This window comes from Rhodopila sp. (genome assembly GCF_965276935.1).
Classification (GTDB): domain Bacteria; phylum Pseudomonadota; class Alphaproteobacteria; order Acetobacterales; family Acetobacteraceae; genus Rhodopila.
The window spans coordinates 77,763-101,802 of record NZ_CBDIBS010000001.1; the positions used below are offsets into that span (position 1 = coordinate 77,763).

Here is a 24,040-nt window from a genome sequence, read left to right on the forward strand (position 1 = left end):
GCTGCACCTGCCGATGCCGCTGCGGTTCACGCGCAACTATCCGCCTCATGCCACTTGCCCCCGCTCATACCAACCGCGCGAGCGGCGGACGATCTGCACCACGGACAGCATCACCGGCACTTCCACCAGCACACCGACGACGGTTGAGAGCGCTGCGCCAGATTGAAAGCCAAACAAGGCTATGGCCGTCGCCACCGCCAGCTCGAAGAAGTTGCTGGCCCCGATCAGCGCCGACGGCCCGGCCACGCACCATTCGACGCCGAGCCGCCGGTTCACCCAGTAGGCGAGGCCCGCGTTGAAATAGACCTGGATCAGGATCGGCACCGCCAGCAGCGCGATGACGACGGGCTGGCGCATAATCTGCTGACCCTGCAGGCCGAACAGCAGCACGAGCGTCAGCAGCAGCGCCGACAGAGACAGCGGCGCAAGCGTGCGCAGCCTCCGCCCGAGTGCCGCTTGTCCACCCTTCGCCAGCAGCACGCGCCGCCAAAGCTGCGCCACGATCACCGGCACGACGATGTAGAGGACAACTGACAAGATCAGTGTGTCCCATGGCACCGTGATCGAGGACAGGCCGAGCAACAGCGCGACAAGCGGCGCGAAGGCAAAGACCATGATCGTGTCGTTCAGCGCCACTTGCGACAGCGTGAAATGCGGCTCGCCATCCACCAGGTTCGACCACACGAACACCATGGCCGTGCAAGGCGCCGCCGCCAGCAGGATCAGCCCGGCGATATAGCCGTCGATCTGGCTGGCCGGCAGATAGGGCCGGAACAGATGTGCGATGAACACCCAGCCAAGGAGCGCCATCGAGAACGGCTTGACCAGCCAGTTGACGCCGACCGTCGCCGCAATGCCGCGCCAATGTTCCTTCACCTGCCCAAGAGCAGCGAGGTCGATCTTCAGCAGCATGGGAATAATCATCAGCCAGACCAGCACGGCGACCGGCAGGTTGACCTGCGCCACCGTCGCCGCGCCGATCGCATGGAACACGCTTGGCACGATCTGCCCAAGGGCGATGCCGACGATGATGCAGAGCGCGACCCAAAGCGTCAGGTAGCGCTCGAACGTCCCCATGGACGGGGCTTTTCCTGGCGCAACGACTGCAGCTTCACTCACGACGCGGTCCTCCCGATGTGGCTTCCGCCTCCATCCACCACCGACGCATCATGCAGCCACCTCGCAGCAAGAGGTGCCACCGGCTAGCTCCGGCTTTGAGGCGCAGCAGGCGCCACCGTCGTTGGCCACATCATTGATTGAGAAAATCTGTGCGTCTTCCATTGAATGGTAAGCTTCCCACGCGATGCCGTTTGGATCTTCCACCCAGGATTTCTCCGATTTCGCATAGCAACAGGTCGTTTCCCCATCGCCATGAGTCGATAGATTCGCGGCTGACATCTGTTGGCGCAGCGCGGTCAGTTCGCCCGCATCGTCGACTTGCAGGCCCATATGATCGACGCCGGTTTTTTCCGCCCGGGTCGAGATTGCAAAGTTCAGGCGCGGGTCTTCCAGCATCCATTTTGCATAGTCGGGCTTGAGCTTGGCCGGTTGAGAACCGAACAAGGCATTGTAGAAACGAACACTCTCTTCGATGTTGTCAACTCCGACATGGATATGCATGCGCTTCATTGGCGAGTTCCTTTCTTGACGTTGACGAGGGTGGAGGTATCGCAGATGCCGACGCCGCAGCCCGAGGTATCGCCCTGGCAACAGTTTTCTGTCAGATAGCTCAGCAGGCCATTCATCGCGGTATATTCGGCTGCGTAGATCAGCGATCGCCCTTCCCGCCGGAAGGTGACGAGGCCCGCATGTCGAAGCTGGTTTAGGTGGAACGACAGCGTTGCCGAAGGCAGGTCTAGCCGTTCACCGATCTGCCCGGCCGGTAATCCTTCTGCCCCAGTCCGCACCAGCAGCCGGAATATATCTAGCCGCGTATCTTGAGCGAGCGCCGCGAGAGCGGCTATAGCGTCCGTCTTTTCCATATTTCCAATATAATGGAGGAAAGGAGCATGTCAACAGAAGCCTTTAATCAGGTTTTGCTGAATGTCCGGCGATCAAGCTGTTCCCCGGGACGGCGAACTCAGCGGGTTGGCAGTGGCTAAGCTGCGCTTACCCGGTTCACCACGCGCTCATGGACCGAGACTCAAAACGGAATTTCCACCTCCGCACGCCAGCGCAGCGTGCCCGTGGCGGTGGCCTGGGTGGCGCCAAACAGCCAGCCGAGCTCGTATTTCAACCGGCCTGCGCGGCCAAGGCCGAGTGCGTTGAGATTGAGTGAGCCAATCGCGACCGGCCCGGTGAGCAGTTGCTGGCGCGAGAAGCGCGGCATGCCGCCGAGTGTGCCGGCGTCGCCATAAATCTCGATCGCCGGCGACAGTGGCGCCCACAGGTTCCACCGACTTTGCCAGGCGTAGCTGATATCCAAACCTTGACTGGTCTGATCCGGCCCAAGTTGCCGGGTGAAGAACAGGTTCAGCGTATGGGTGGTGCGGCCGATGTCCTTGCTGACCAGGGGACCGAAGGTGATCTCGTTGGCGGCCGCGTTCCTGCCGCGCGCGACGGTCTGGCCGTATTCAAAATAGAAGCCGGAATCGAAGAAAGCCTCCCCCGGCTCGGTCAGCTCGAAGGTGTTTTCCGTGACCAGTTGCGACAGCAGGGACGGCTCCTGTCCACCCGGCGCGCGGTCGAAGCCAAATTCGATCTCGCTGTGCCACCACGTGGTCAGGCCGGTGCCGAATTCGATCGTGTAGCTCGTCGCGCCGGAATTGGCCGTGCGGCGATCAAACTGGGCATCGCCGTTGTGCTCGATCTCCAGTTCACCCAGATCGATCTCGTTTGGATAGACGATGTGGTAGTCGGCGCGCGCCGGAAACGCCGCCAGCAGCGTCAGCGCGGCGGCAAAGGCGCGCAGCAGGCAGGTCATTGCGCGACCAGCACGCCCCGCGCGGTGTCTTGGTGAAAGTCGCCAAAGAACTTGTATTCGCCAGGATCGAGCGGGCCGAGAAACACAGTGATGTCCTTGCCGGCCGGTACCAGCTTCTCGCGGTTGAGGTCCGAGCTCTCGAACTCGTCGGCACTGTCATCGGTGTTCTGCACACGCAGGCGGAACTTGACATGTGCCGGCACCACGATGCGGTCCGGCACGAAGCGGTGCTGGCGGAACACCAAGGTCGGCAGGTCGTCGGCACGCGCCGGCGGGCCTGACGCCAGCAATGCCGTCAACAGTGCCGCGACGGCGACCGGGCGGTGGCGCGGGCGGCTGATGGCGCGCGACGCCAACGCCAGGACCAGCAGCGTGGCGAGCCAGGCGGCAAGCTGGATGCCCGCGGGCCGCGCGGCGTAGCCGACCAGCGCGTGCAAGCCGCGTCCGGCAAGGCTGTCATCCGCGAGAATCCCGCTGGTGTCCCACAGATGTTCGCCCCAGCCGGGCAGCAGATCGGCGGAATGCAGCACCGCCGCCGCCTGGCCAGCCATGCCGGCGGCGAGCAACGCAATCAGTCCATTGGTGACGCTGAACAGGCGGCGCAGCGGAATGGCGACCAGCCCAAGATACAGCAGCCAACAAACGCCGCCGGCGAGCGCCAGCCCCAGCACGCCGCCGCCGAGCAGCGCCAGCGCGCCCACATGCGTCGCGGCGGCCACGCCGAACAGGAACAGCACGACCTCCGCGCCCTCACGCATCACGGCGACGGCGACGACGGCGGCAAGGGCCGCGAGTGACCGCTGGCCAAGCCGCACGGCCTGGCCGACCTGCCGCAGTTCGGCAGCCATGGTGCGGGCGTGGTGCGACATCCACAGGATATGCCAGCTCAGCATGACGACCGCGAAGCCCAAAATGGACGCGGTGAACACTTCCTGGCCGGTGCTTTGGAACGCATCGGACAGGGCGGCGGCGAACACCGCGACCAGGATGGCTCCGGCGATCCCTGCTGCGATGCCGCCCGCGATCCAGCGGCGCCGACCAGCGATCCCCTCGGTCGCCGCCAGGATGATGCCGACGATCAGCCCGGCTTCCAACGCCTCACGGAAAACGATGATCATGCTGACGAGCATGTGGTGCTCCCCCAAATCCAACTGCGAATAACTATCAATCGCGATGCGTTCTACACAGCCGCCGGCGGCGGCGCAAGACAGCAATATTCTGGCGGTGGAGCCGCCGCTCCGTTCGTAGCTATTTCAGCAGGGATGACCCGCTATCAGCGCAATCGGGGCTGACGCCTACCCTTAGCACCAAGAATGCAACGATCGGCAGCATCGCCGCTGAATGGCTGGACATCGTCTTCCGCGGCGCGGTTTCTCTGCCTGACGATGATTGGTGCCGGCGATCGCAACATCGGTGTTCGTTGATCGCATCGCTCGGTGACGCCCGCGACAATGCCATGCCCGGCCGCTTCTTCTGCACCTTCGTCTTAGCACCGGCAAATACCGCACGGGCTGGCATTTTGGCGCATCCGCCCGACATGCCGATCATGTCGCGCCTCTGGATACCTCGACCGGTGCTCGTCACGCCGTCCGCCCTTGCTTGGCCAAGCGGCGCTGCCATGATCGAGCGCGCCGCGGCGCTGGGCTCAGACATCGTGCGTCTCAACACGGATCGCCTGACCGGCCTGCCTGATGCCTACCGCGACGCGAAAACCACCCTGGCGATCGTCACCGCAAGCCCAAGCCGGCGCCGTCTGCAGCCGATCCCGCCCAGCGCTGATTGGCGCTTTGATCTCGCCGAGGGTTGCCCGGCCCATTGCACATATTGCTACCTCGCCGGCTCGCTGGCAGGTCCGCCGATCATCCGCGCCTATGCCAACCTGCCGGAAATCCTGGCCGAGCTGCCCGCCGCTGTCGGCCAGGGCCGCGTGACATCCACTTCGGCGGATCGCGCCGGAGAGGGAACGACATTCGAATGCTCCTGCTACACCGATCCATTGTCGATCGAGCACCTGACCGGCCACCTTGCCGCGTGTATCGCGCATTTCGGCGCCTGGCACGCGCCGGCGCAACTCCGTTTCACCACCAAGTTCGACACCGTTGAACCACTGCTCGCCCTGGTCCATCAGGGGCGGACCCGCATTCGCTTTTCCATTAATGCGGCAGCGGCTGAACGGCATGAAGGCGGTGCGCCTCGCACGAAGGCGCGGCTTGCCGCGCTTCGGGCCGTTGCCGCGGCGGGCTATCCGGTCGGCCTTACGGTCGCGCCAATCTTGCGTCTGCCGGATTGGGCCGAGGCGTATGACCGCCTGTTCGCTGACGTCGCCATCGCACTCGACGGGCTGGCAGACCTCGATCTGACAGCCGAACTCATCACGCATCGCTTTACGCCAAAGTCCAAGGCAGTGCTCGCTACCTGGTATCCTGGCAGTCCGCTTGAGATGGATGAGGCGCGGCGGGCGCGGAAGATGACCAAGTTCGGCTCGGTGAAATGGGTGTTTCCAAAGGCGCAGATGACCGAGATGCGTTTGACGCTGGAGGCGTCGCTCGTCCGCCACCTACCCAAGGCGCGCCTGTTGTACTGGACCTGATCCGGAGCCTGCTACCGAGGCGTAGATATCCGACCAAAAGGCATCGTCGTGTTGACCACGAGAATAACCGTCGACGAGGCGAACCAATCTAGATTGCCTGGCGGCGCGGCCCGACGCATCGATCACATCTGGTCGGCTGCTATACAGATACGTGTATAGGCGGAATGATGACGATCGTGTCGGCAGGACCGTATGTTGATGATCACCTGTACGCTATCGTGACCGGCAGTTGGGACATGAAGACCACCGCGGAAATGGAGATGATCGCGAGATGGCGAAACCGAGGATGCATTTGGCCTTCGATTTCTCGTATACGCACATGGGCGGCCGCTGGCGCCTCCCCGGCGCGTGGCCGGGGCGCACGTTTCCCGATGTCGCGATGTATGAGGATGTCGCCCGCATCGCCGAACGCGGCCTGCTGGACATGCTGTTTTCCGGCGATGGCACCGGCGTGCCGGATACCTGGCGCGGCTCACGCGATGCCGCCATCGAATGGGGCATGAACTGGCCGCGGCAGGACCTCAACCCGATCATGGTCGCCATGTCGCGCGTAACGAAACATGTAGGCTATGGGCTGACCTATTCGTCCACCTTCATGCATCCTTACTACACCGCTCGGCTGATGAACTCGCTCGATCACGTGACCGGCGGTCGTATCGCGATGAACCTGGTCACCTCCACCCGCCGCTCCGACGCCGCGAATTTTGGCTTCGACGCGCTGATGGAGCATGGCGCGCGCTACGATCGGATGGAGGAATTTACCGACGTGTGCCGCAAGCTTTGGGATGCAACGGAGGCTGACGCCATGCTGTGGGATCATGCGACAGGCCGCGTCGGCGATCCCGCGAAGGTGCGCGGCATGAGCCACCACGGACGGTTTTTCAAGGTCGAGGGGCCGCTGAACACGCCGCCCTCGCCGCAGGGCCGGCCGGTGCTGATCCAGGCCGGCGGATCGCCGCGCGGCATCCGGGCCTCGGCCTACGTCGCGGACCATGTGTTCGGCGCGGACATGGCGCTGCCATCGCAGGTGAAGCAGCGCCACGCGCTGGATCAGGCGCTGACCGATCTCGGACGCGATCCCGCCTCGGTCGGGATCTTGTGGCAGACACCGATCGTGGTGCGTGAGACCGAGCGGGAGGCGCTGGCTCAGAAGGAAAGGTTGCTGACAGCGGTGCCGGCGGAGGCGGTCGGTGTCTACCTGTCGTACAATGCCGGTTACGATTTCTCCAGCTTGCCAGAACGCTTTTCGCTCGCCGAGCTGCAGGCGGAGATCGTGGCATCGCATGCGTCGCCAGTGGGTTTCGTGCATGTCCTGTCGCAGAAGCTGGGCGCCGAGACGACCATTACGCGGAACGAGTTCTTCGAGCATGGCGTGCGCGAGGCCACCAGCTACGATACCACGATCGCGGGCTCGACCACGCAGATGGCGGATCTGCTGCAGCGGAAGTTCGAAGCCACTGGCAGCCGCGGCGGATTCATGTTCGGCCACATCGTCTCGCTGCCCGCCGACCTGGTGGCAATCGTCGATCTGCTGGTGCCGGAGCTGCAGCGTCGCGGCGCGTTCCGCACGGCCTACCGCTACCGGACGCTGCGGGAGAATCTGCTCGATTCCTAACCTGCTGTCCGGCTGGTGGCGGATCGGCATTCCGCTAATCGAGTCTCGAAAGCGGTCAAAATCGGCTCCACGCCTAAACCTTCAAGCGTCAACCACTTCCCCATGAAAATGGATCACGCTCTTGATCGTCACCGACTTCCCCTATGCGTTACGCGAAATCGACCACACCCTGATCCCGCTGCACGATGGCACGAACTTGGCGGCCCGTACCTGGTTGCCGGATGACGCGGACCACAATCCCGTTCCGGCCATCCTGGAATATCTGCCGTATCGCAAGCGCGACGGCACCTATGAGCGCGACGCGTTGACGCATCCGTATCTCGCCGGCCATGGCTACGCCTGTGTCCGCGTCGACATCCGCGGCAGTGGCGAGTCGGACGGGCTGCTGTTCGATGAATATGCCCAGCAGGAGCAGGACGACGCGCTGGAGGTGATCGCGTGGCTGGCGGCGCAACCCTGGTGCAGCGGTGCGGTTGGCATGATGGGCATCTCCTGGGGCGGCTTCAACGGCCTGCAGGTGGCGGCGCGCCGTCCACCGGCGCTGAAGGCGATCATCACGATCTGCTCGACGGATGACCGTTATCGCGACGACGTGCACTTCATGGGCGGCGCGCTGCTAACCGCGACGTTCGGCTGGGCCTCGTTCTTCTTTGGCGCCATGTGCCGCCCGCCCGATCCCGCGCTGGTCGGCGACCGCTGGCGGGCCATGTGGTTGCAGCGCCTGGAAAACCTGCCGCTGTTCCTGGAGCCCTGGTTACGCCACCAGTGGCGCGACCTGTATTGGAAGCACGGCTCGGTGTGTGAGGATTACAGCGCGATCCAGTGCCCGGTCTATGCCGTCGGCGGCTGGACCGATGGCTATACGAACACAATCTCCCGCCTGCTCGCGCACCTCACGGCACCGCGCAAGGGCCTGATCGGCCCGTGGGCGCATAACTATCCGCATCTTGCGCGGCCTGGCCCGCGGATCGGCTTCCTGCAGGATGCGCTGAGGTGGTGGGATCACTGGCTCAAGGGTGTCGACAACGGCGTGATGGACGAACCCATGCTGCGCGCGTGGCTGCCGGACAGCGTCCGGCCGGCGCGATATCACGAGGACCTGCCCGGACGATGGATCAGTGCGCCATCATGGCCTCCGCCAGGGATCGGGGCACGCCGCCTGTTCCTCACCGACACCGGCCTGCAAGCAAATGATATGAGCCTGACGCCCCGCGCGGTCTGCTCGCCGCAGACGGTCGGAAAGGACGCCGGAAGCTGGTGCCCGTTCGGCCGCACCGGTGACCAGGCCGGCGATCAGCGGACCGATGATTCCCATTCACTGGTGTTCGAGACCACGCCGCTCGACGCGCCTGTGGAGATCCTGGGAGCGGCGGTCGTCACGCTTGATGTCGCCTCTGACAAGCCGCTTGCCAACCTGGCCGTGCGGCTGTGCGACGTGCATCCCGACGGGGCGTCGTTGCGGATCAGCTACGCGATACTCAATCTTGCGCACCGCGACGGCCACGAAAGGCCGGCGCCCCTGCTGCCGCGGCACCGCTACCGGGTGCGCATTCAGCTTAATGACGCGGCCGCGGTGCTGCCGGCCGGCCACCGGATCCGGGTGGCGCTGTCCACCACCTACTGGCCGATCATCTGGCCAAGTCCGGAGGCCGCGACCGTCACGGTGCACGGCGGCATGCTCGATTTGCCGGTGCGGCCGCCGGACGTCGTGGATAATCTGCTGCCGCCGCTGCCAGAGCCGGAGACGGCGCCCGCCGAACCGACCACTCTGCTGCGTCCGGGCGTTACACGCATCGACCGGATCGGTCTCGAACTCGGCGGGGAGGGCAGCTTCAAGTTTCACATCGAGGCGGACGATCCACTCAGCGCCGTTGCCGAAATGCGCCAGGTTCAGACGATCGCGCGTGAGGCATGGCGGACGCGGATCGAGACATCGACGCGCTTGTCGTGCACACGGGATACGTTCGTGCTGCGGGCAACGATGCAGGCGTGGGAGGCGGACGTCGAGGTATGTTGCCGCAGCTGGGATTACAGCATTCCGCGTGATCTCGTGTAAGCGTGCCAACGCGAGATTTCGCACGCCGGTACCGCGAGCCAGAACCCGTCGTTGCCGGTCGCCTGGAAGATTAACAAAAAGGAGCGAGCAGGACAGCCGGTCACGCAGGTCCGGCCTGGACGGTGGACAGGTGATCCGGCCGATGTCAACCTTCCTGTATAGATCGGAAGGAGCATGATTTTGCCGGATCTCCGCTACTCTATCGGCACGGATGTCGGGGGCACCTTCACCGACCTTGTGTTCTGCGACTCGTCCGGCGACGTGCACTGCTTCAAGATCCCAAGCACGCCGACGATGCCGGGCGAAAGCATCCTGACCGGCGTTGACGAAATCCACCAGGCACTTCGACCGCCCGCGGACGCCTGGCGCGAAGCGCATCATACCCACAGCAGCACCGTCGCCACCAATGCCCTGATCGAGCGCCGCGGCGCGCGTGTCGGCCTGATCACGACATTTGGGTTTCGTGACCTGTTCGAACTGCAACGCTTGGCGATCCCGCATCCGATGCGCTTCGACTCGCGCCGCCCAACACCCCTGGTGCCACGCGACCTGGTGCACGAGGTCCATGGCCGCATTGGTCCCGACGGCAGCGAAATCGAGCCGCTGGATCAGCAGGAGTTGATCGAGGCAGCCAGAGCGCTGGTCGCGTCAGGCGTGGAAATCGCCGTGGTGACGTTCATTCACAGCTATCATAACCCGGCGCATGAGCGCCTGGCCCGCGAGTTGGTTGTCCAGCATGGCATTGATCTTCGCTTGGAACTCTCCGCCGATATCTGGCCACAGGCGCGCGAGTATGAACGTGCGGTGCTGACCACGATCAACGCCAGCGTACGGCCGATTGTCGAAGCCTATGTGCGGCGGCTGACGGATGGCCTCGATGCACGCGGGCTTGCGATACCGGCACGTATCGCCCGGTCCAACGGTGGCGCCGAACTGGCACGCACCATGCGCGACCGGCCGGTGGTGGCCCTGCTGTCCGGTCCGGCCGCCGGTGTCGCGGGCGCCGCCGACGCCGCGGAAGACGCCGGGTGGGCGGCGGCCGACCTGATGACGTTGGACGTTGGCGGCACCAGCGCGGATATCGGTGTGATACGCGATGGCCAGCCGGTGCTCAGCAGTGAAGAGCTGGTCGGCGATTTTCCCGTTCTCATTCCCACCGTTGCGGTTTCCAGCATCGGTGCCGGCGGTGGCTCCATCATTTGGGTGGATAGCGCCGGATCATTGAAGGTCGGGCCAAGAAGTGTCGGCGCTGATCCAGGGCCGGCCTGCTACGGCAGCGGGTCAACCACGCCGGCCTTGACCGACGCGTTCCTGGTCGCCGGTCTGCTGACCCCCGGCCAGCGCCTTGGCGGCAAGCTGGCGCTGCGACTGGACCCGGCTCGGCGTGCTTTGGCGACCGTCGGGCAGCGCCTGCACTTGACCGAGGAGCAGGTGGCGGACGGCGCGATCCGGGTTGCCACGGCAATGATGGCCGCGGAAGCAACACGTGTGCTGGCGCGCCGCGGGGTCGATGCGCCACGCTTCCGCATGGTGGCGTTCGGCGGCGCCGGACCGTTGATGGCCGCGTTGATCGCCGAGGAGATCGCCATCGACACCATCCTGATCCCACCGTTCCCAGGCGCCTTGAGCGCGTTGGGCGCGGCGCGCGCGGATATCGCTGGCGACCTCGTGCATCCAATCTACACGCGCCTGCACAAGCTGTCCTCGGCCGCGCTCGCGGCGGCCTACCAGGCTCTGCGGAACGCCGCCGAAACCTGGATCGACGACCAATCCTCCGGCGTCGACATGCACCCGTTCCGCATCAGCTATGCGGCGGAAATGCGCTATGAGGGCCAGGGCTACGACGTTCCGGTGGCGCTTGAGCCGGACTGGCTGGCGAATGACGATCGCGACAGCATCGCCGCCGCCTTCCATGCGGCACATCGCTCGGTCTACGGCCACGCCACGGAAGCCAATGAGGTCTGGCTGAAGGAGCTGCGGGTGCATCTGTCCGGCGCGATACCCCGGCCGCGCCTGCGCGCCGTGCGCAACGAAGACCTCGAACCTGATTCGAAACGTCCGATCCGTCTGTTCGGCCAGACAGTGGAAGCAGCGGTCGTCAGCCGATCGGCGCTTGGCGCGAACGGCACGGTGCAAGGCCCGACGATCCTGAACCAGATGGATACTACCACGCTGATCCCGCCGGGTTGGCAAGCCAGCCTCGCCCCATCCGGCGCCATGATCCTGCGTCATACCGAAACGAAGGCGGCACAATGAGCCAGGATGCCATCAGCGTCGAGATCTTCGCAAACCTGTTCAAGGCCGTCGTCGATGAGATGGCGTGGATCCTGCTGCGCTCCTCTCACACGACATTCGTGAAGGAAACACAGGATTTCGCCGTTGCGCTGGTGACACCGGAAGGCGAGACCTTCGCCTACCCCTATGGCGCCGGCGCGACGCCGATCATGGGCGTGCCGATGCACGCCGGCACCCAGGCAGTGACCGATTGGGTGCCGGGTGACGTGCTGATGACCAATGACCCGTACAGCACCGGCGGCATGGTCATGCACCTGAACGACATCTACCTGTTCCAGCCAATCTTCGTCGACGGCAGCTTGCTGTGCTTCGCCTGGACCTTCATTCACTGCACCGATGTCGGCGGCTACGCACCCGGCAGCATCGACATGCAGAACAGTGAGGTGTTCCAGGAAGGCTTGCGCCTGCGGCCGGTGCGGCTGTTTCGCGGTGGCGAACTGAACACCGAGCTGTGGAACATCTTCGCCGACAACTGCCGCATCCCGTCATTGAACTGGGGCGACATCACCGCCTGCGTTGCCGCCTTGAACAAGGCCGACCAGCGGATGCGGCGATTGGCCCAGCGCTATGGCCGCGACGCGGTGACAGCCTCGATCGGCGGCACCTTGGATCGCACCGAACGCATCGCCCGCGAGGTACTGGCGGGCATCCCCGCCGGCGAATATCGTTTCGTCGAGTTCTTCGAGGACGACTACATCAGCGATCTGCCGGTGCGCCTCGCGCTGCGCCTGGTTTCCCACGGCGATGGCCGCGTCACCCTAGACTACACCGGCTCCGACCCGCAGGTGCGCGCAGCGTTGAACCTGCCGACCGGATCAATGAAGCATCATCCGTTCCTTTCGCTCGGCCTTACCAACTTCGTGGTGACGAAAGCCGAGGCAATCCACATCAACGCCGGCATCCAGCGCTGCATCGATCTGGTGTTGCCGGACGCCTCGGTGGTGAACGCGGGGTTCCCGGCGGCCTGTGGAATGCGCTTCACCACCGCGATGCGGGTGCATGATTTGGTGGTGGGCGCACTGACCAAGGCCTTGCCAAATCAGGTGCCGGCCGGTGGCGGCAACACCCTGGTGGTATCCTATATCTCCACCTCTGAACTGGGCGAGACCGGCCGCGTGGTGGTGGCAAATCCAGTACCCGGCGGCTCCGCCGGCGGACCGGATCGTGATGGTATCTCCGGCACCGACTTCTCCGTGGCGTTTCTGCGCAATGTGCCGGTGGAGGTGCTTGAATCCGAAGCCCCGGTGCTGGTGCATCGCTACGCCCTGGTACCGGATTCCGAAGGCGCCGGACAGCACCGAGGTGGCTTCGGCGTGGCCTACCACGTGGAAATCCGGCACCCGAGCGCCGTCGTGGTAATGCGCGGCAAGGATCGCTTCCGCTTCGCAAGCTGGGGTGCGTTCGGCGGCGGCGGCGGCAGCGTCTGCGGCAATGTCGGCCAGCGTGGCGATGCGGTCGCCGACATTGGCAAGCGGACCGTCTATCGTCCCGAACTGGGCGAGGTGATCAAGCTCTGGAGCGGCGGCGGCGGTGGCTATGGCGACCCGCTTACTCGCGAACCGGAACTTGTCGCGCGCGATGTCGCCCAGGGTCTGGTTTCTCCCCAGCGGGCACGCGGGACCTATGGCGTGGTGCTGCACGACGGCGCCGTGGACGCAGCCGCGACAGCCGGCCTGCGTGAGGAACTGGCGGCGCATCGGATTGCGCCGGCAAACTATGACTTTGGGCCAGGCCGCACGGAATGGGAGCGTGTTCATGGCGTCGCGGCCGGCCTGATCGCCGATTGGCTTCCACTGCTGCCCGCCGGCGTGCGGCGCCATGCCCAGGCGCACGCTTATCGGCGCCTGCACGAAACCGGCCCCGGCCCCTACGAGGCGCCGTCCATCCGCGGTATCCTGTCCGAACTTGCCGTCCAACTAAACCCGGCGCGACAGGAGGCGGCGGAATGAGCGAGGCGATCGCCAACCAGCCCGTCACCGAGGACTACATGCCCCGCACGATCATTGCGGGCGTGATCGGCAACATGGTTGAATGGTATGATTGGACCGTCTACGGCCTGCTGGCGGGCGTATTTTCGCACGCCATCTTTCCCGCCCAGAATCCGACCAGTTCAGTGATCAGCGCGTTGCTGACCTTCGCGGTCGGATTTTTGATGCGCCCGGTGGGCTCGATCGTGTTGTCCCCGCTGGCGGACCGCTATGGACGGCGGCAAATCCTGTCGTTGACCATTCTGTTGATGGGCTTCGGCAGCCTTCTGATTGCGGTGGTGCCGCCCTACGCCTCGATCGGGATTGCCTCACCGCTGATCGTGCTGGTGGCGCGGCTTCTGCAAGGATTTTCCACGGGCGCGGAATTCCAGAGCTCGACGGTCTATCTTGTGGAGCATGCGCCCGCTGAACGCCGAGCCTTCGTCGGATCAAGTCAGCTCGCGAGCATCGGCTTCGCCGTCCTGGTCGCCACCGGTGTTGCGACATTGACCACGACGTTTGTTCCGCAACCGGCGCTGGAGACCTGGGCGTGGCGTATCCCGTTCCTGTTCGGCGCGTTGCTGTCGCTCTACGGCATGTGGATGCGGTTGCGCCTGCCGGAGACGCCGTTCTTTGTCGCGATAGAGCAACGGCAGGATAAGGCGCATCGTCCTATCTTCGAGGCACTGCGGGAATATCCCGCCTCGACGCTCTATGTATTCTGCGTTCAGATCGGAACGGTCATGTTCTATCTGTGGACGGTGTTCCTGCCGACCTATGCCAACCTGGTGGGCAAGCTGCCATTAAGCCAGGGACTGCTGGGCGGCACGATCTCCCTCGCGGCATTTACCGTCGCAGTGCCAGTGATGGCGGCTCTGTCCGACAGGGTCGGCCGGAAACCGCTGCTGATCGGCAGTGCCGTCGGCTTTCTGGTGCTGGCGCGGCCGCTGTTCTTCCTGCTGGGCAATGGCGATTTCGCCTCCTTCCTGTTGGCCGATATCGTCGGTTGCCTGCTCCTGGCAATGGTCGATGGTGTGATGCCGGCGCTGTTCTGCGAGCTGTTTCCCACCCGTGTCCGTACCTCCGGCATCGGCATCCCCTATCAAGTCTGCTCGGCGATATTCAGCGGCACCGCGCCGCTGGTCGCGGCCTGGTTCATTCACCGAGGCGAACCGTTGGCGGTGACGTGGTACGTCATGGCAATCGGACTGCTGACCGGGATCGTGTTTTGCTTCATGCCGGAGACACGAGGACGCTCGCTGGGGTAGAGCATGATCGCCTGAGGCTGAGCCGTCAGAAGGCGTGCATCACGCGATTGATCCAATACAAGAGGCATCGACTCATCCGAGTCAATTTGGGGATCCCCAAACCTAGGTCAGGACCAGGCAGGATCGGGAAAGAGATCGAGCGGGATCGTTAGGTATCGCCGGCCATACATTTATGGCTTCAAGGTCGCCTCGTGTAGACGCAGCACCGTGCGGGCATTCGTGGAACTCGTCGCCAACGTGTTGATAACGCCGGTGCGCAGGGCGCCCAAAATCGCGGCGGCCTTGGTGTTCTCGCTTGCAACCGCGATCACGTTGGGGATGCGGATTAGGTCGCGGGTGGTCAGTCCAATGACCCGGCCCTGCATGTTGGCGCTGGAGGCGCGGCCATGGATGTCGATAAAGTCGTAGCCCATGATGTCGCCGATCGTCCCTGAAAGCCTGGCCTCTGCCACCTCCTGCGGGGAGAACCAACCCATCCGGACCATGTTGCTGTCCTCGCTGAGGTCGCCGATCCCGACCAGCGCCACATCCGCCCGGCGCGCGCGGTCGAGCACCAGCTTGACGGTATCGTTGCGGTAAAGCTCGTCGCGCAGGCTGGCATTGGCCACCAGGGCCGGCGCATACAACGTTTCGCTCTCGCCGCCGAAGCGCACGGCCAGCCGGCGGCAGATGTGGTCCGGGTTCATGTGCTCCCCCGCCCGCACCGAGCCGCCAATGGCGCAAATGAACGTCACCGAACGTCGCGTTGATACGACGCAGTCCGCCACAGCGGCGACATTGCGGCCCATGCCGACCGCGACCGTCATACCCTCGGTCAGCGTGCGGGAAAGGTGGCTTGCCACCAGGCCCGCGACCGCAAGGCGCTGCGCTTCCGGATCTCGCTGGTCGACCGACACGAGCAGCCGCTCAATGCCGAACCGGGCGATGAACTCCTGCTCCAGTTCATCGCTGACGCCGGGATGCTGATGCACGCGGATCTCGACGATGCCGTCCTCTCGGGCTCGTTTGAGCAGACGGCTGATCTTCGCTCGGGACAGTGAGAAGCGGCGGGACAGCTCCTCCTGCGTGATGTCCTGGTAGTAGTAAAGGCTGGCGATCTCAACCAGCGTGTCTGCCGAGGTGTCGCCCCAATCAATCGGTCGTCGGACGTCCTTTGAAAATGCGCTCACGATCAGGAAACCCGACTTGCGGGTTACAGCTACGCTTTTTTTACAGCTTCCTCAAATTCCCGGATGCGGGCGATCTTAGGTCCGGAACGAGCTGGCTCGAACTCCGAGGCAAGCCAGGCGTGCAGGATCGTCTTGGCCAATTCGGGGCCGACCACGCGCGCGCCCATGGTGAGAACCTGGGCGTCGTTGCTTTTGCGCGCGCGCTCGGCCGAATAGGTATCGTGGCACTGGGCGGCGCGGATGCCCGGCACCTTGTTGGCGCTGATGGCCATGCCGATGCCGGTGCCGCACAGCAGCACGGCCCGGTCGTTTCGACCGTCCACAATCGACTGTGCGGCGGCGAACGCGATGTCCGGGTAGAGCACCGGCAGAGTGTCGTGGGTGCCGAAATCCTCGACCTCCAGACCGCGGTCGATGAGCACCTGCTTGAGGATCTGCTTCAGCTCGAAGGCCGCCTCATCACAGCCGATCGCGATCGCCATGAACTTTCCTTTCCGAAGTGCGGCGGGTGCACTGCACAAGCGTGCAAGCGCCGAACTTTCCATCAGCGGCAAGAGCGTGCATCTACGCCTGCGAATCGGTGAAAGCAAGACCCACCGCAAGTCGAAAACAAGCTATGACGCTTCAATGCGGGATTATTCGCTGCACGCTTGTGCAGATGCTTGACATCGGTTCAGTCTTGGAGAAGCATTGAAAAAAATGGGAGGACGGCTTGCTTCAACCACGGACACCACAAACCGCATGAACCGGGTCATCAACAACCCGGATGAGGTGGTCGAGGACAGCCTGCGCGGCTATCTCGCGGCGTGCCCCGGCCTGTTGCAGGCAACGCCGCACCCGCGCGTGTTGCGCCGTGCTGATCCAGCGGTGCCTGGCCACGTCGGCGTGGTCACGGGTGGCGGCTCCGGGCACGAGCCCGCGTTCCTGGGTTATGTCGGACCGGGCCTGCTGGATGCGGTGGCAATCGGCGAGGTGTTCGCGTCACCCACCGCCAAAAGCTTCCATGCCGCGTTCCAGGCAGCCGATACCGGCGCCGGGGTCGCTTGCCTCTATGGCAACTACGCCGGCGACAACATGAACGTCAAAATGGCTGTCAAGCTCGCAGCCAAGGACGGCGTCACCGTGCGGACCGTGGTCGCCAACGACGACGTCGCCTCCGCCGGCCCGCACGAGCGCGACAAACGCCGCGGCGTGGCCGGTGAGATTATCATGTGGAAAACCGGCGGCGCGCGGGCGGCCGAAGGTGCGGATCTTTCCGAGGTGATCGCCGCCGCCCAGAAGGCGATCGACCAGACCAGATCGGTCGGCATTGGCCTGTCCGCCTGCACCATTCCAGCCGCGGGCAAGCCCAACTTCACCATCAAGAACGGCGAGATGGAGGTCGGCATCGGCCACCACGGCGAGCCCGGCATCGTCGTCCTGCCGACCGCATCCGCGAAGGACATGGCCGCGGACATGGTGGAGCGCATCGTCACCGACCTGCCGTTCGGCCGCGGCGACGATGTGTCGGTCCTCGTGTCCGGCCTGGGCGCCACCCCGCTGATGGAGCTGTACCTGCTCTACGGCCACGTGGACGAGATGCTGCGTGCCCGCGGCATCACCCCGCGCCACCGCTTCGTCGGCAACTACTTTACGTCGCTTGATATGATGGGCGTATCCCTCACCCTCACGCGGCTGGACGCGGAGCTGGACCGGCTGCTCGCCGCGCCCGCCCGCTCCATCGGCCTTACGGTCGGAGGGCACTGAACGTGGATAGCATCAGCGAACAGGATGCCGGACCGCTCGTGCTGGAGATGGCTGCCGTCATTGTCCGCGAGCAGGCCTTCCTCAGCGAGATCGACGGCAAGATCGGCGACGGCGATCACGGCATCAACATGAGTAAAGGCTTCCGCCTGGCGGCCGAGCGGCTGCGCGCGGGCGGCCCGTTCGGCCTGGCGCATGGGCTGCAAACGCTGGGCGACACGCTGCTGGGCGACATCGGCGGCTCCATGGGGCCGCTCTACGGCACGTGCTTCACCGAGATGGCGGGTGCGCTGGAAGGCGCCGGTGAGATTGACGCCGCCCGGTTCGCGGCCACCCTGCGCGCGGGCTATGCCGCGGTGATCGATCTTGGCGGCGCCAGGCCCGGCGATAAGACGCTGGTGGACGTGCTCGAACCCGCCGTGACGGCGTTCGAGGCGGCGCACGCACGGGGTGAACCGTTCGCCGGATCTCTCGCGTCGATGAAGCAGGCCGCCGCCTCGGGTCTCGCCTCCACCCGCGACATGGTCGCCCGGATCGGGCGCGCGAGCCGCCTGGGCGAGCGATCCCGCGGCACGCTCGACGCCGGCGCCGCCTCCTGCAACCTGCTGCTGGCGACGCTGGCGGACGGGCTGACCCAACTGTTGCACGACCAGCAAGGAGCATCGCAATGAGCGACACCGCGGCGGTGTCCCGCCCCAACGAGTTGCCAAAGACCATGACGGCCGTTGTCGCCTATGCACCAGGCGACTACCGGCTGGAAACCGTTGACGTGCCGCGCGCCGGGCCGGACGACATCATCATCGCCGTGGAAGCCTGTGGAATCTGCGCCAGCGACATCAAGACCTTTCAGGGCGCACCGTCCTTCTGGGGCGACGACAAGGGCCAGCCTCGTTACGTCAAGGCGCCCATGATCCCCGGCCACGAGTTCATCGGCCACGCCGTCGAGATCGGCGAGAACGTCGCGCGCTCGGGGCAGTACAAGATCGGCGACCGGCTGATCTCCGAGCAAATCGTGCCGTGCGAGCACTGCCGCTACTGCAAACGCGGTGAATACTGGATGTGCGAGCGGCATGACGTTTACGGCTTCCAGAACAACGTCAACGGCGGCATGGCCAAATACATGCGCTTCCCGAAGGAGTCACGCACCTACAAGATCCCGTCCGACCTGCGGATGGAGCGCGCGGTCCTGGTCGAGCCTTACGCATGTTCTGTCCACGCCGTGAACCGCGGCCTGATCGGGCTGGACGATGTGGCCGTGATCGCCGGCGCCGGGCCGTTGGGCCTTGGCATGGTGGGCGCGGCCCGGCTGAAGAACCCGTCCAAGCTGGTTGTGCTTGACACCAAGCCCGACCGGCTCGAGTTGGCCAAGCGCTTCGGCGCCGACGTGATCATGAACCCGCTCAAGGAGAACGTGGTTCAGGCGGTCAAGGACATGACGGATGGCTACGGCTGCGATGTCTACATCGAGGCGACCGGTCACCCGTCCAGCGTGGCCCAAGGCCTCAACATGATCCGCAAGCTTGGCCGCTTCGTCGAGTTCAGCGTGTTTGGCGAGGAAGTCACCGCCGACTGGAGCATCATCAGTGACCGCAAGCAACTCGACCTGTACGGCGCGCATCTCGGCCCGTACTGCTACCCGCTCACCATCGCCGCCATCAACGACGGACGCTTGCCGACCGAAGGCGTGGTGACGGATATCTTGCCGTTGTCGGAATGGAAAACCGGTTTCGACAAGATGAAGAAGGGCGACGGCTCCATCAAGGTCGTGCTGGTTCCAGAATAAGAACCGGTGGCGGCATCCGAGGAGCGGAGGAATGACAATGACCAGGCGGGGCAAACTGGACGCGAGACTCGCTGTCGGCTCGGGCGCGATCCTGGTCTTGCTCGCCGCGATGGCCCTCGACACCAAGGCCGTGAAGATGGGGTCCGCCGAGGATGTGCCGGCCGGGGAATTCTCCGCCGCAAAATATGGCCCTGCCCAGTTCCCAAAGGTGCAGTCCGCGATCGAGGGCCGCGCGGTCGAGGCCACGATGCTGGCGGCGGCCTTGGCCAAGGATCAGACGGCGGCCGAGGCGAAGTATGGCGTGCCCACGCCGGCCGGCCCGGAGTTTTCGGTCAAGTTCACGGGCAAGGTCGGCAAAGCGGACTCTGGCGTCTACGACGTTGCGGTCCCTGGAATGCCGGATAACATCCACCTCAGCGTGCAGACCGGTCCCGCCATCAACGGCACCGACCTGCGCGACGCGACCGGCCTCATCAAGTTCGGGGACTTCAACAACCAGATCGACTACCAGAACGCCGGCTCCGCACTGAACAACGAGATGAAGAAAGTGGTGCTGTCCAAGATCGACGTCTCCGATTTGACCGGCAAGACCCTCTCCGTGATCGGCGCCTTCGAGCCGTCCGACCCGGCCGAATGGGTCATCACTCCCGTGAAGCTGACCGTGCAATGAGTGTGGCCCAGGCGGCCGCGGCGTCCCAGCCTGCTCCCGCCATAGGCGAAGCATTGCTGTCCGCGCGCAACGTGACCAAGACGTACGGCAACACCCACGCGCTGCGCGGCGTGAATTTTGACATTCACCGCGGCAAGGTGACCACGCTGTTCGGCGAGAACGGCGCCGGCAAGTCAACGCTGATGAAGATCCTGTCCGGCGTGGTGACACCGACGGCGGGCGAGATCGAGCTCGATGGCCGCAGGGTCAGCTTCGCGTCCACTGTCGAGGCACGAGACAACGGCATCTCCATCATTCACCAGGAGCTGAGTCTCGCACCCAACCTGAGCGTGCGCGACAACATCTTTCTCGGCCGAGAGCTGCGCCGCCCGTCCGGCATCGATTTCAACGAGGAAGCTCGCCAGACCAAGATCCTGATGGAAGATCTCGAGGAGGAGATCGATCCGCTGACCCCGGTCGAGGAGCTGCGCCTTGGCCAGCAGCAAATCGTCGAGATCGCCCGCGCCCTGTCGGTCGACGCGCGCATCCTGATCATGGACGAACCGACCTCCGCGCTGAGCGCGGCCGAGGTCGAGGTGCTGTTCAAGGTCATCCGGGACCTCACGAGCCGCGGCGTCTCGATCGTCTATATTTCCCACCACCTCGAAGAGGCGCTCCAGATCACCGATTATGCGGTGGTGCTGCGTGACGGCGCGATTACGGCGACGGCCGAGGCCAAGGACATCGACCTGCAATGGATCGTCCAACACATGGTGGGCAGCCACTACGACCGCGGCTCCCCGCCCGTCGGCTACGCGTTTGGCGATGTGGTGCTGTCGGCCAGTGATATTTGCGTTGCCGACACCACGCGGTCGGGCGGCCTTGTCGTCGACCACCTGTCGTTGGACGTTCGAGCAGGCGAAATCGTGTGCATCTACGGCCTGATGGGCGCCGGCCGGACCGAGCTGCTGGAGGCTATCGCCGGGCGCGTGTCCATGGTGGCCGGCCGAGTGCTGCTCCAAGGGAAACCCGTCGCGGGTCTCAATATTGCCGGGCGCATCGCCCGTGGCCTGGTGCTCGTGCCCGAGGACCGACAGCGTGACGGCTTGGTGCAGACGATGTCCGTGGGCGAGAACCTCTCGCTCGCCAGCATCAGCGCGTTCGTCAAGCGCATGCTGACTTCACGACCCGCCGAGCGTGCGCTCGTCGACGCGTCCATCCGTAATGTGACCATCAAGACCGCGGGCGGCGCCGCGCCTATCGGCTCGCTGTCCGGCGGCAACCAGCAGAAGGTCGTCATCGGCAAGATGCTGGCGACGCACCCGAAGGCGATTCTGCTCGACGAGCCCAGCCGCGGCATCGACATCGGCGCCAAGGCCGAGGTGTTCCGCCTGCTCGCCGATCGCGCGGCCCAGGGTCTCGCGGTCATCTACTCGACGTCGGAGGTTCAGGAATGCCTCAGCATCGCGCACCGGATCGTCGTCATGAGCAAGGGCAGAATCTCGACCGAGTTCGGACCCGGTGCGACCAAGGAAGACATCATGGCCGCCTCCGGCGAAGCCGTGGTCAGTTGAACCAACAGCGGAACACCTGACGATGACCGAAACAACCCTGTCTGCAAAACGTTCCCCGCTGGGCTCGTTCACCGGCGAATTCGACATCGCCAGGGTGCTGCTGGAAGGCCGTGCCTTCTTCGCGCTAATCGCGATCATCATCGTTTTCTCGCTGCTGTCGCCTTACTATTTCTCGCTCGCCAACTTCCTGACGATGGCCTCCCACGTCGCCATCTTTGGCATCCTCGCCATTGGCATGCTGCTGGTCATCCTGAACGGCGGCATCGACCTGTCGGTCGGTTCCACGCTCGGCCTGTGCGGCGTGATCGCCGGCTTCCTGATGCAGGGCGTGTCGATCCCGACGCTCGGCTACACGTTCTATCCGCCGGTCTGGGTGGTCGTGATCCTCACCTGCGCCCTCGGCGGCTTCGTCGGCCTGGTCAACGGCGTGCTCGTCGCGCGCTTCAAGGTCCCCGCCTTCGTCGCCACCCTCGGCGTGATGTATGTCGCCCGCGGCGTGGCGCTGCTCATCACCAACGGCCTGACCTACAACAACCTCGGTGGCCGCACCGCTTTGGGCAACACCGGCTTCAACTGGCTCGGCTTCAACCGCCTGCTTGACGTCCCGATCGGCGTGGTCGTGCTGGTCGTGGTCGCGCTCATCGGCAACCTGGTGCTGACCCGCACCGCGTTCGGCCGCTGGCTTTACGCGTCCGGCGGGAACGAGCGCGCGGCGGAACTGTCCGGCGTTCCGGTCAAGCCGGTGCAGATTACTGTCTATGTCCTGTCCGGAGTCTGCGCCGCCATTGCGGGCCTCATCCTGTCGTCGCAGCTCACCTCCGCCGGGCCGACCGCGGGCGTGAGCTACGAACTGACGGCCATCGCCGCGGTAGTTATCGGCGGCGCGGCACTCACCGGCGGCCGCGGCACCGTGCGCGGCACCATGCTCGGCGCGTTTGTCATCGGCTTCCTGTCCGACGGACTCGTGATCATTGGCATCTCTTCCTACTGGCAAACGGTGTTCACTGGCGCCGTGATCGTGCTGGCGGTGCTTCTCAACGCCGTGCAGTACCGTCGCCGCAGCCCAAAACCCGCGACGCCCACGCCGGGTCATCCGACGCTCGCGAAGGCGGGCTAGGAGCGACAGACCAAACCAACTTCGGAGCGGCCCCGAAGACTCCGAAAACAACACTTATCGAAGGGAGAAACCATGTCACGCAGAACACTGTTGTCCACAATCGCCGCCATTGCGCTGGCCGTGCCGGCACTGGGCTACAGCACGGCACCCGCAACGGCCGCCGGCGGCCTGATGACGATCATCGTCAATGATCCTTCTAACCCATACTGGCAAACCGAAGGCAACGTAGCCAAGACGGAGGCGGAAAAGCTCGGCTACACGGCCAATGTCGGCGCGACCAAGGGCGACACCAACACCGAAAGCAACCTGATTGACACGGCCATCACCAATCGCTCGGTCGCGATCATCCTCGATCCGGCGAACGCCAGCGGTTCCGTGGGCGCGGTGAAAAAGGCGATCGCCGCCAAAATCCCCGTCATCCTCGTCAACGCCGAGATCAACCAGGAAGGCCTGGCGAAAGCGCAGCTCGTGTCCAACAACGCGCAAGGCGCAGCCCTCGGTGCCCAGCAGTGGGTGAAGGATGTCGGGCAGAAGGGCAACTATGTCGAGCTGCTAGGCTCGCCCTCCGACAACAATGCCGCCACCCGATCCAATGGATACAACACCGTGCTCAGCCAGTATCCCGGCCTCAGGAAGGTCGGCTCGCAGGTCGCCAATTGGGACCGGACCCAGGGCCATGACAAGATGCAGAACCTGCTGCAGGCCAACCCAAACATTATTGGCGTAATCAGCGGCAATGATGAGATGGCACTTGGCGCGATCGCGGCGCTGAAGGAGGCGGGAAAACTGTCGAGCATCAAGGTCGGTGGCTTCGACGGGTCTCCGGACGCGGTGGCGGCGGTAAAGTCGGGGGAGATGGCCTATACCGTCCTTCAGCCAGTCGCCACCTTCACCGCCAAGGCAGTGGAAGAGGCGGACTCGTTCGTCAAGACCGGCAAGACCGGAGCGGCGACTGAAAAGCAGCTCTTTAACTGCATTCTCATCACCAAGGCCAACACGGGACGCTTCGTCGGGCCGTTCACGCTGAGGAAGTGACGGCAGGCGGGTGGCCATGACGGGCTGCCCGCTGACTTTTTACCGACGGGCCGGCGACGCCCAGCCTGAGGATCTCTATCCCTTCTGGTTGGAAGGCTGGCGCATTTGAGTTGTTTCTCCTGCCCATCAAAAGAAACTTGTTGAAGCAGAATCTAGATATGATAAAGAAATGAACTCTTGGTGGCGCCACCTCATCATGCCGACGCAGGTCGGCATCCAAGCTTTTCCCATGCACATGAAAAGCCTTGGGCAACGG

22 protein-coding genes and 1 pseudogene are annotated in these 24,040 nt (G+C 64.4%); 14 read left to right on the forward strand and 9 right to left on the reverse strand.

Translation table 11 applies throughout. The features are described 5' to 3' along the window. Window positions 1-45 precede the first annotated feature (45 nt). The 6 genes and pseudogenes from arsB to ACQY4S_RS00405 form a co-directional block, all read right to left on the reverse strand. Complete coding sequence (gene arsB / locus ACQY4S_RS00380; protein ID WP_428483186.1) at window positions 46-1,119, reverse strand: ACR3 family arsenite efflux transporter; 1,074 nt, start codon at window positions 1,117-1,119, stop codon at window positions 46-48. A 48-nt stretch (window positions 1,120-1,167) separates the two neighbouring features. Continuing rightward, on the reverse strand, window positions 1,168-1,629 hold the full coding sequence (locus ACQY4S_RS00385) for an ArsI/CadI family heavy metal resistance metalloenzyme (protein WP_428483187.1): 462 nt from the start codon (window positions 1,627-1,629) through the stop codon (window positions 1,168-1,170). Next, on the reverse strand, window positions 1,626-1,982 hold the full coding sequence (locus ACQY4S_RS00390; RefSeq protein WP_428483188.1) for an ArsR/SmtB family transcription factor: 357 nt from the start codon (window positions 1,980-1,982) through the stop codon (window positions 1,626-1,628). The genes ACQY4S_RS00385 and ACQY4S_RS00390 overlap by 4 nt, the downstream gene beginning before the upstream one ends. Before the next feature lie 161 nt (window positions 1,983-2,143). Continuing rightward, a complete protein-coding gene (locus tag ACQY4S_RS00395) occupies window positions 2,144-2,923 on the reverse strand; it encodes a hypothetical protein (RefSeq protein WP_428483189.1) in 780 nt (259 codons plus the stop codon). Continuing rightward, a complete protein-coding gene (locus tag ACQY4S_RS00400; RefSeq protein WP_428483717.1) occupies window positions 2,920-3,222 on the reverse strand; it encodes a cupredoxin domain-containing protein in 303 nt (100 codons plus the stop codon). The genes ACQY4S_RS00395 and ACQY4S_RS00400 overlap by 4 nt, the downstream gene beginning before the upstream one ends. Before the next feature lie 6 nt (window positions 3,223-3,228). Further along, window positions 3,229-4,053, reverse strand: a pseudogene (locus ACQY4S_RS00405) (FTR1 family iron permease); the annotation flags it as partial. 290 nt (window positions 4,054-4,343) lie between these two features. Here ACQY4S_RS00405 and ACQY4S_RS00410 point away from each other — a divergent pair. The 6 genes from ACQY4S_RS00410 (at window position 4,344) to ACQY4S_RS00435 (ending at window position 14,714) form a co-directional block, all read left to right on the forward strand. Next, window positions 4,344-5,513 (forward strand): SPL family radical SAM protein, encoded by a 1,170-nt coding sequence (locus ACQY4S_RS00410; protein ID WP_428483190.1) that lies wholly within the window; start codon window positions 4,344-4,346, stop codon window positions 5,511-5,513. Between the two features lie 271 nt (window positions 5,514-5,784). Next, window positions 5,785-7,128, forward strand: coding sequence for an NtaA/DmoA family FMN-dependent monooxygenase (locus tag ACQY4S_RS00415; protein ID WP_428483191.1), 1,344 nt, complete (start codon window positions 5,785-5,787; stop codon window positions 7,126-7,128). A gap of 121 nt (window positions 7,129-7,249) precedes the next feature. After that, the gene (locus ACQY4S_RS00420) at window positions 7,250-9,184 is read left to right on the forward strand and encodes a CocE/NonD family hydrolase (RefSeq protein WP_428483192.1); all 1,935 of its coding nucleotides are present in this window, start codon (window positions 7,250-7,252) and stop codon (window positions 9,182-9,184) included. Window positions 9,185-9,358: 174 nt separating this feature from the next. Next, complete coding sequence (locus ACQY4S_RS00425; RefSeq protein WP_428483193.1) at window positions 9,359-11,440, forward strand: hydantoinase/oxoprolinase family protein; 2,082 nt, start codon at window positions 9,359-9,361, stop codon at window positions 11,438-11,440. Then, window positions 11,437-13,428: a hydantoinase B/oxoprolinase family protein gene (locus ACQY4S_RS00430; protein ID WP_428483194.1), complete on the forward strand. Its 1,992-nt coding sequence runs from the start codon at window positions 11,437-11,439 to the stop codon at window positions 13,426-13,428. Before ACQY4S_RS00425 ends, ACQY4S_RS00430 begins: the two co-directional genes overlap by 4 nt. Continuing rightward, window positions 13,425-14,714: an MFS transporter gene (locus ACQY4S_RS00435; RefSeq protein WP_428483195.1), complete on the forward strand. Its 1,290-nt coding sequence runs from the start codon at window positions 13,425-13,427 to the stop codon at window positions 14,712-14,714. The genes ACQY4S_RS00430 and ACQY4S_RS00435 overlap by 4 nt, the downstream gene beginning before the upstream one ends. Window positions 14,715-14,884: 170 nt before the next feature. On the opposite strand, the gene ACQY4S_RS00440 is transcribed toward ACQY4S_RS00435, so the two are convergent. Together ACQY4S_RS00440 and rpiB are read right to left on the reverse strand one after the other, a co-directional pair. Continuing rightward, window positions 14,885-15,883, reverse strand: a complete 999-nt coding sequence (locus tag ACQY4S_RS00440) for a sugar-binding transcriptional regulator (protein ID WP_428483196.1) — start codon at window positions 15,881-15,883, stop codon at window positions 14,885-14,887. 29 nt (window positions 15,884-15,912) lie between these two features. Continuing rightward, window positions 15,913-16,365 (reverse strand): ribose 5-phosphate isomerase B, encoded by a 453-nt coding sequence (gene rpiB, locus ACQY4S_RS00445; RefSeq protein ID WP_428483197.1) that lies wholly within the window; start codon window positions 16,363-16,365, stop codon window positions 15,913-15,915. Here rpiB and ACQY4S_RS00450 point away from each other — a divergent pair. The 8 genes from ACQY4S_RS00450 (at window position 16,364) to ACQY4S_RS00485 (ending at window position 23,784) form a co-directional block, all read left to right on the forward strand. Continuing rightward, window positions 16,364-16,549: a hypothetical protein gene (locus tag ACQY4S_RS00450; protein WP_428483198.1), complete on the forward strand. Its 186-nt coding sequence runs from the start codon at window positions 16,364-16,366 to the stop codon at window positions 16,547-16,549. The genes rpiB and ACQY4S_RS00450 overlap by 2 nt on opposite strands. A gap of 75 nt (window positions 16,550-16,624) precedes the next feature. Then, window positions 16,625-17,629 (forward strand): dihydroxyacetone kinase subunit DhaK, encoded by a 1,005-nt coding sequence (locus tag ACQY4S_RS00455; protein WP_428483199.1) that lies wholly within the window; start codon window positions 16,625-16,627, stop codon window positions 17,627-17,629. Between the two features lie 2 nt (window positions 17,630-17,631). Further along, entirely contained in the window at window positions 17,632-18,297 is a 666-nt protein-coding gene (gene dhaL / locus ACQY4S_RS00460; protein WP_428483200.1) for a dihydroxyacetone kinase subunit DhaL, read from the forward strand. Window positions 18,298-18,395: 98 nt separating this feature from the next. Beyond that, window positions 18,396-19,409 carry an alcohol dehydrogenase catalytic domain-containing protein gene (locus ACQY4S_RS00465; RefSeq protein WP_428483201.1) on the forward strand — a complete coding sequence of 338 codons (1,014 nt, stop codon included), beginning with the start codon at window positions 18,396-18,398 and terminating at the stop codon, window positions 19,407-19,409. A 97-nt stretch (window positions 19,410-19,506) separates the two neighbouring features. Then, window positions 19,507-20,079, forward strand: a complete 573-nt coding sequence (locus ACQY4S_RS00470) for a DUF2291 family protein (RefSeq protein ID WP_428483202.1) — start codon at window positions 19,507-19,509, stop codon at window positions 20,077-20,079. Continuing rightward, a complete protein-coding gene (locus ACQY4S_RS00475) occupies window positions 20,076-21,632 on the forward strand; it encodes a sugar ABC transporter ATP-binding protein (protein ID WP_428483203.1) in 1,557 nt (518 codons plus the stop codon). Before ACQY4S_RS00470 ends, ACQY4S_RS00475 begins: the two co-directional genes overlap by 4 nt. Before the next feature lie 94 nt (window positions 21,633-21,726). After that, window positions 21,727-22,749: an ABC transporter permease gene (locus ACQY4S_RS00480; protein WP_428483204.1), complete on the forward strand. Its 1,023-nt coding sequence runs from the start codon at window positions 21,727-21,729 to the stop codon at window positions 22,747-22,749. A 171-nt stretch (window positions 22,750-22,920) separates the two neighbouring features. Then, window positions 22,921-23,784 carry a D-ribose ABC transporter substrate-binding protein gene (locus ACQY4S_RS00485; RefSeq protein WP_428483205.1) on the forward strand — a complete coding sequence of 288 codons (864 nt, stop codon included), beginning with the start codon at window positions 22,921-22,923 and terminating at the stop codon, window positions 23,782-23,784. Here ACQY4S_RS00485 and ACQY4S_RS00490 read toward each other — a convergent pair. Beyond that, window positions 23,768-24,037, reverse strand: a complete 270-nt coding sequence (locus ACQY4S_RS00490; protein WP_428483206.1) for a hypothetical protein — start codon at window positions 24,035-24,037, stop codon at window positions 23,768-23,770. The genes ACQY4S_RS00485 and ACQY4S_RS00490 overlap by 17 nt on opposite strands. Window positions 24,038-24,040 lie beyond the last annotated feature (3 nt).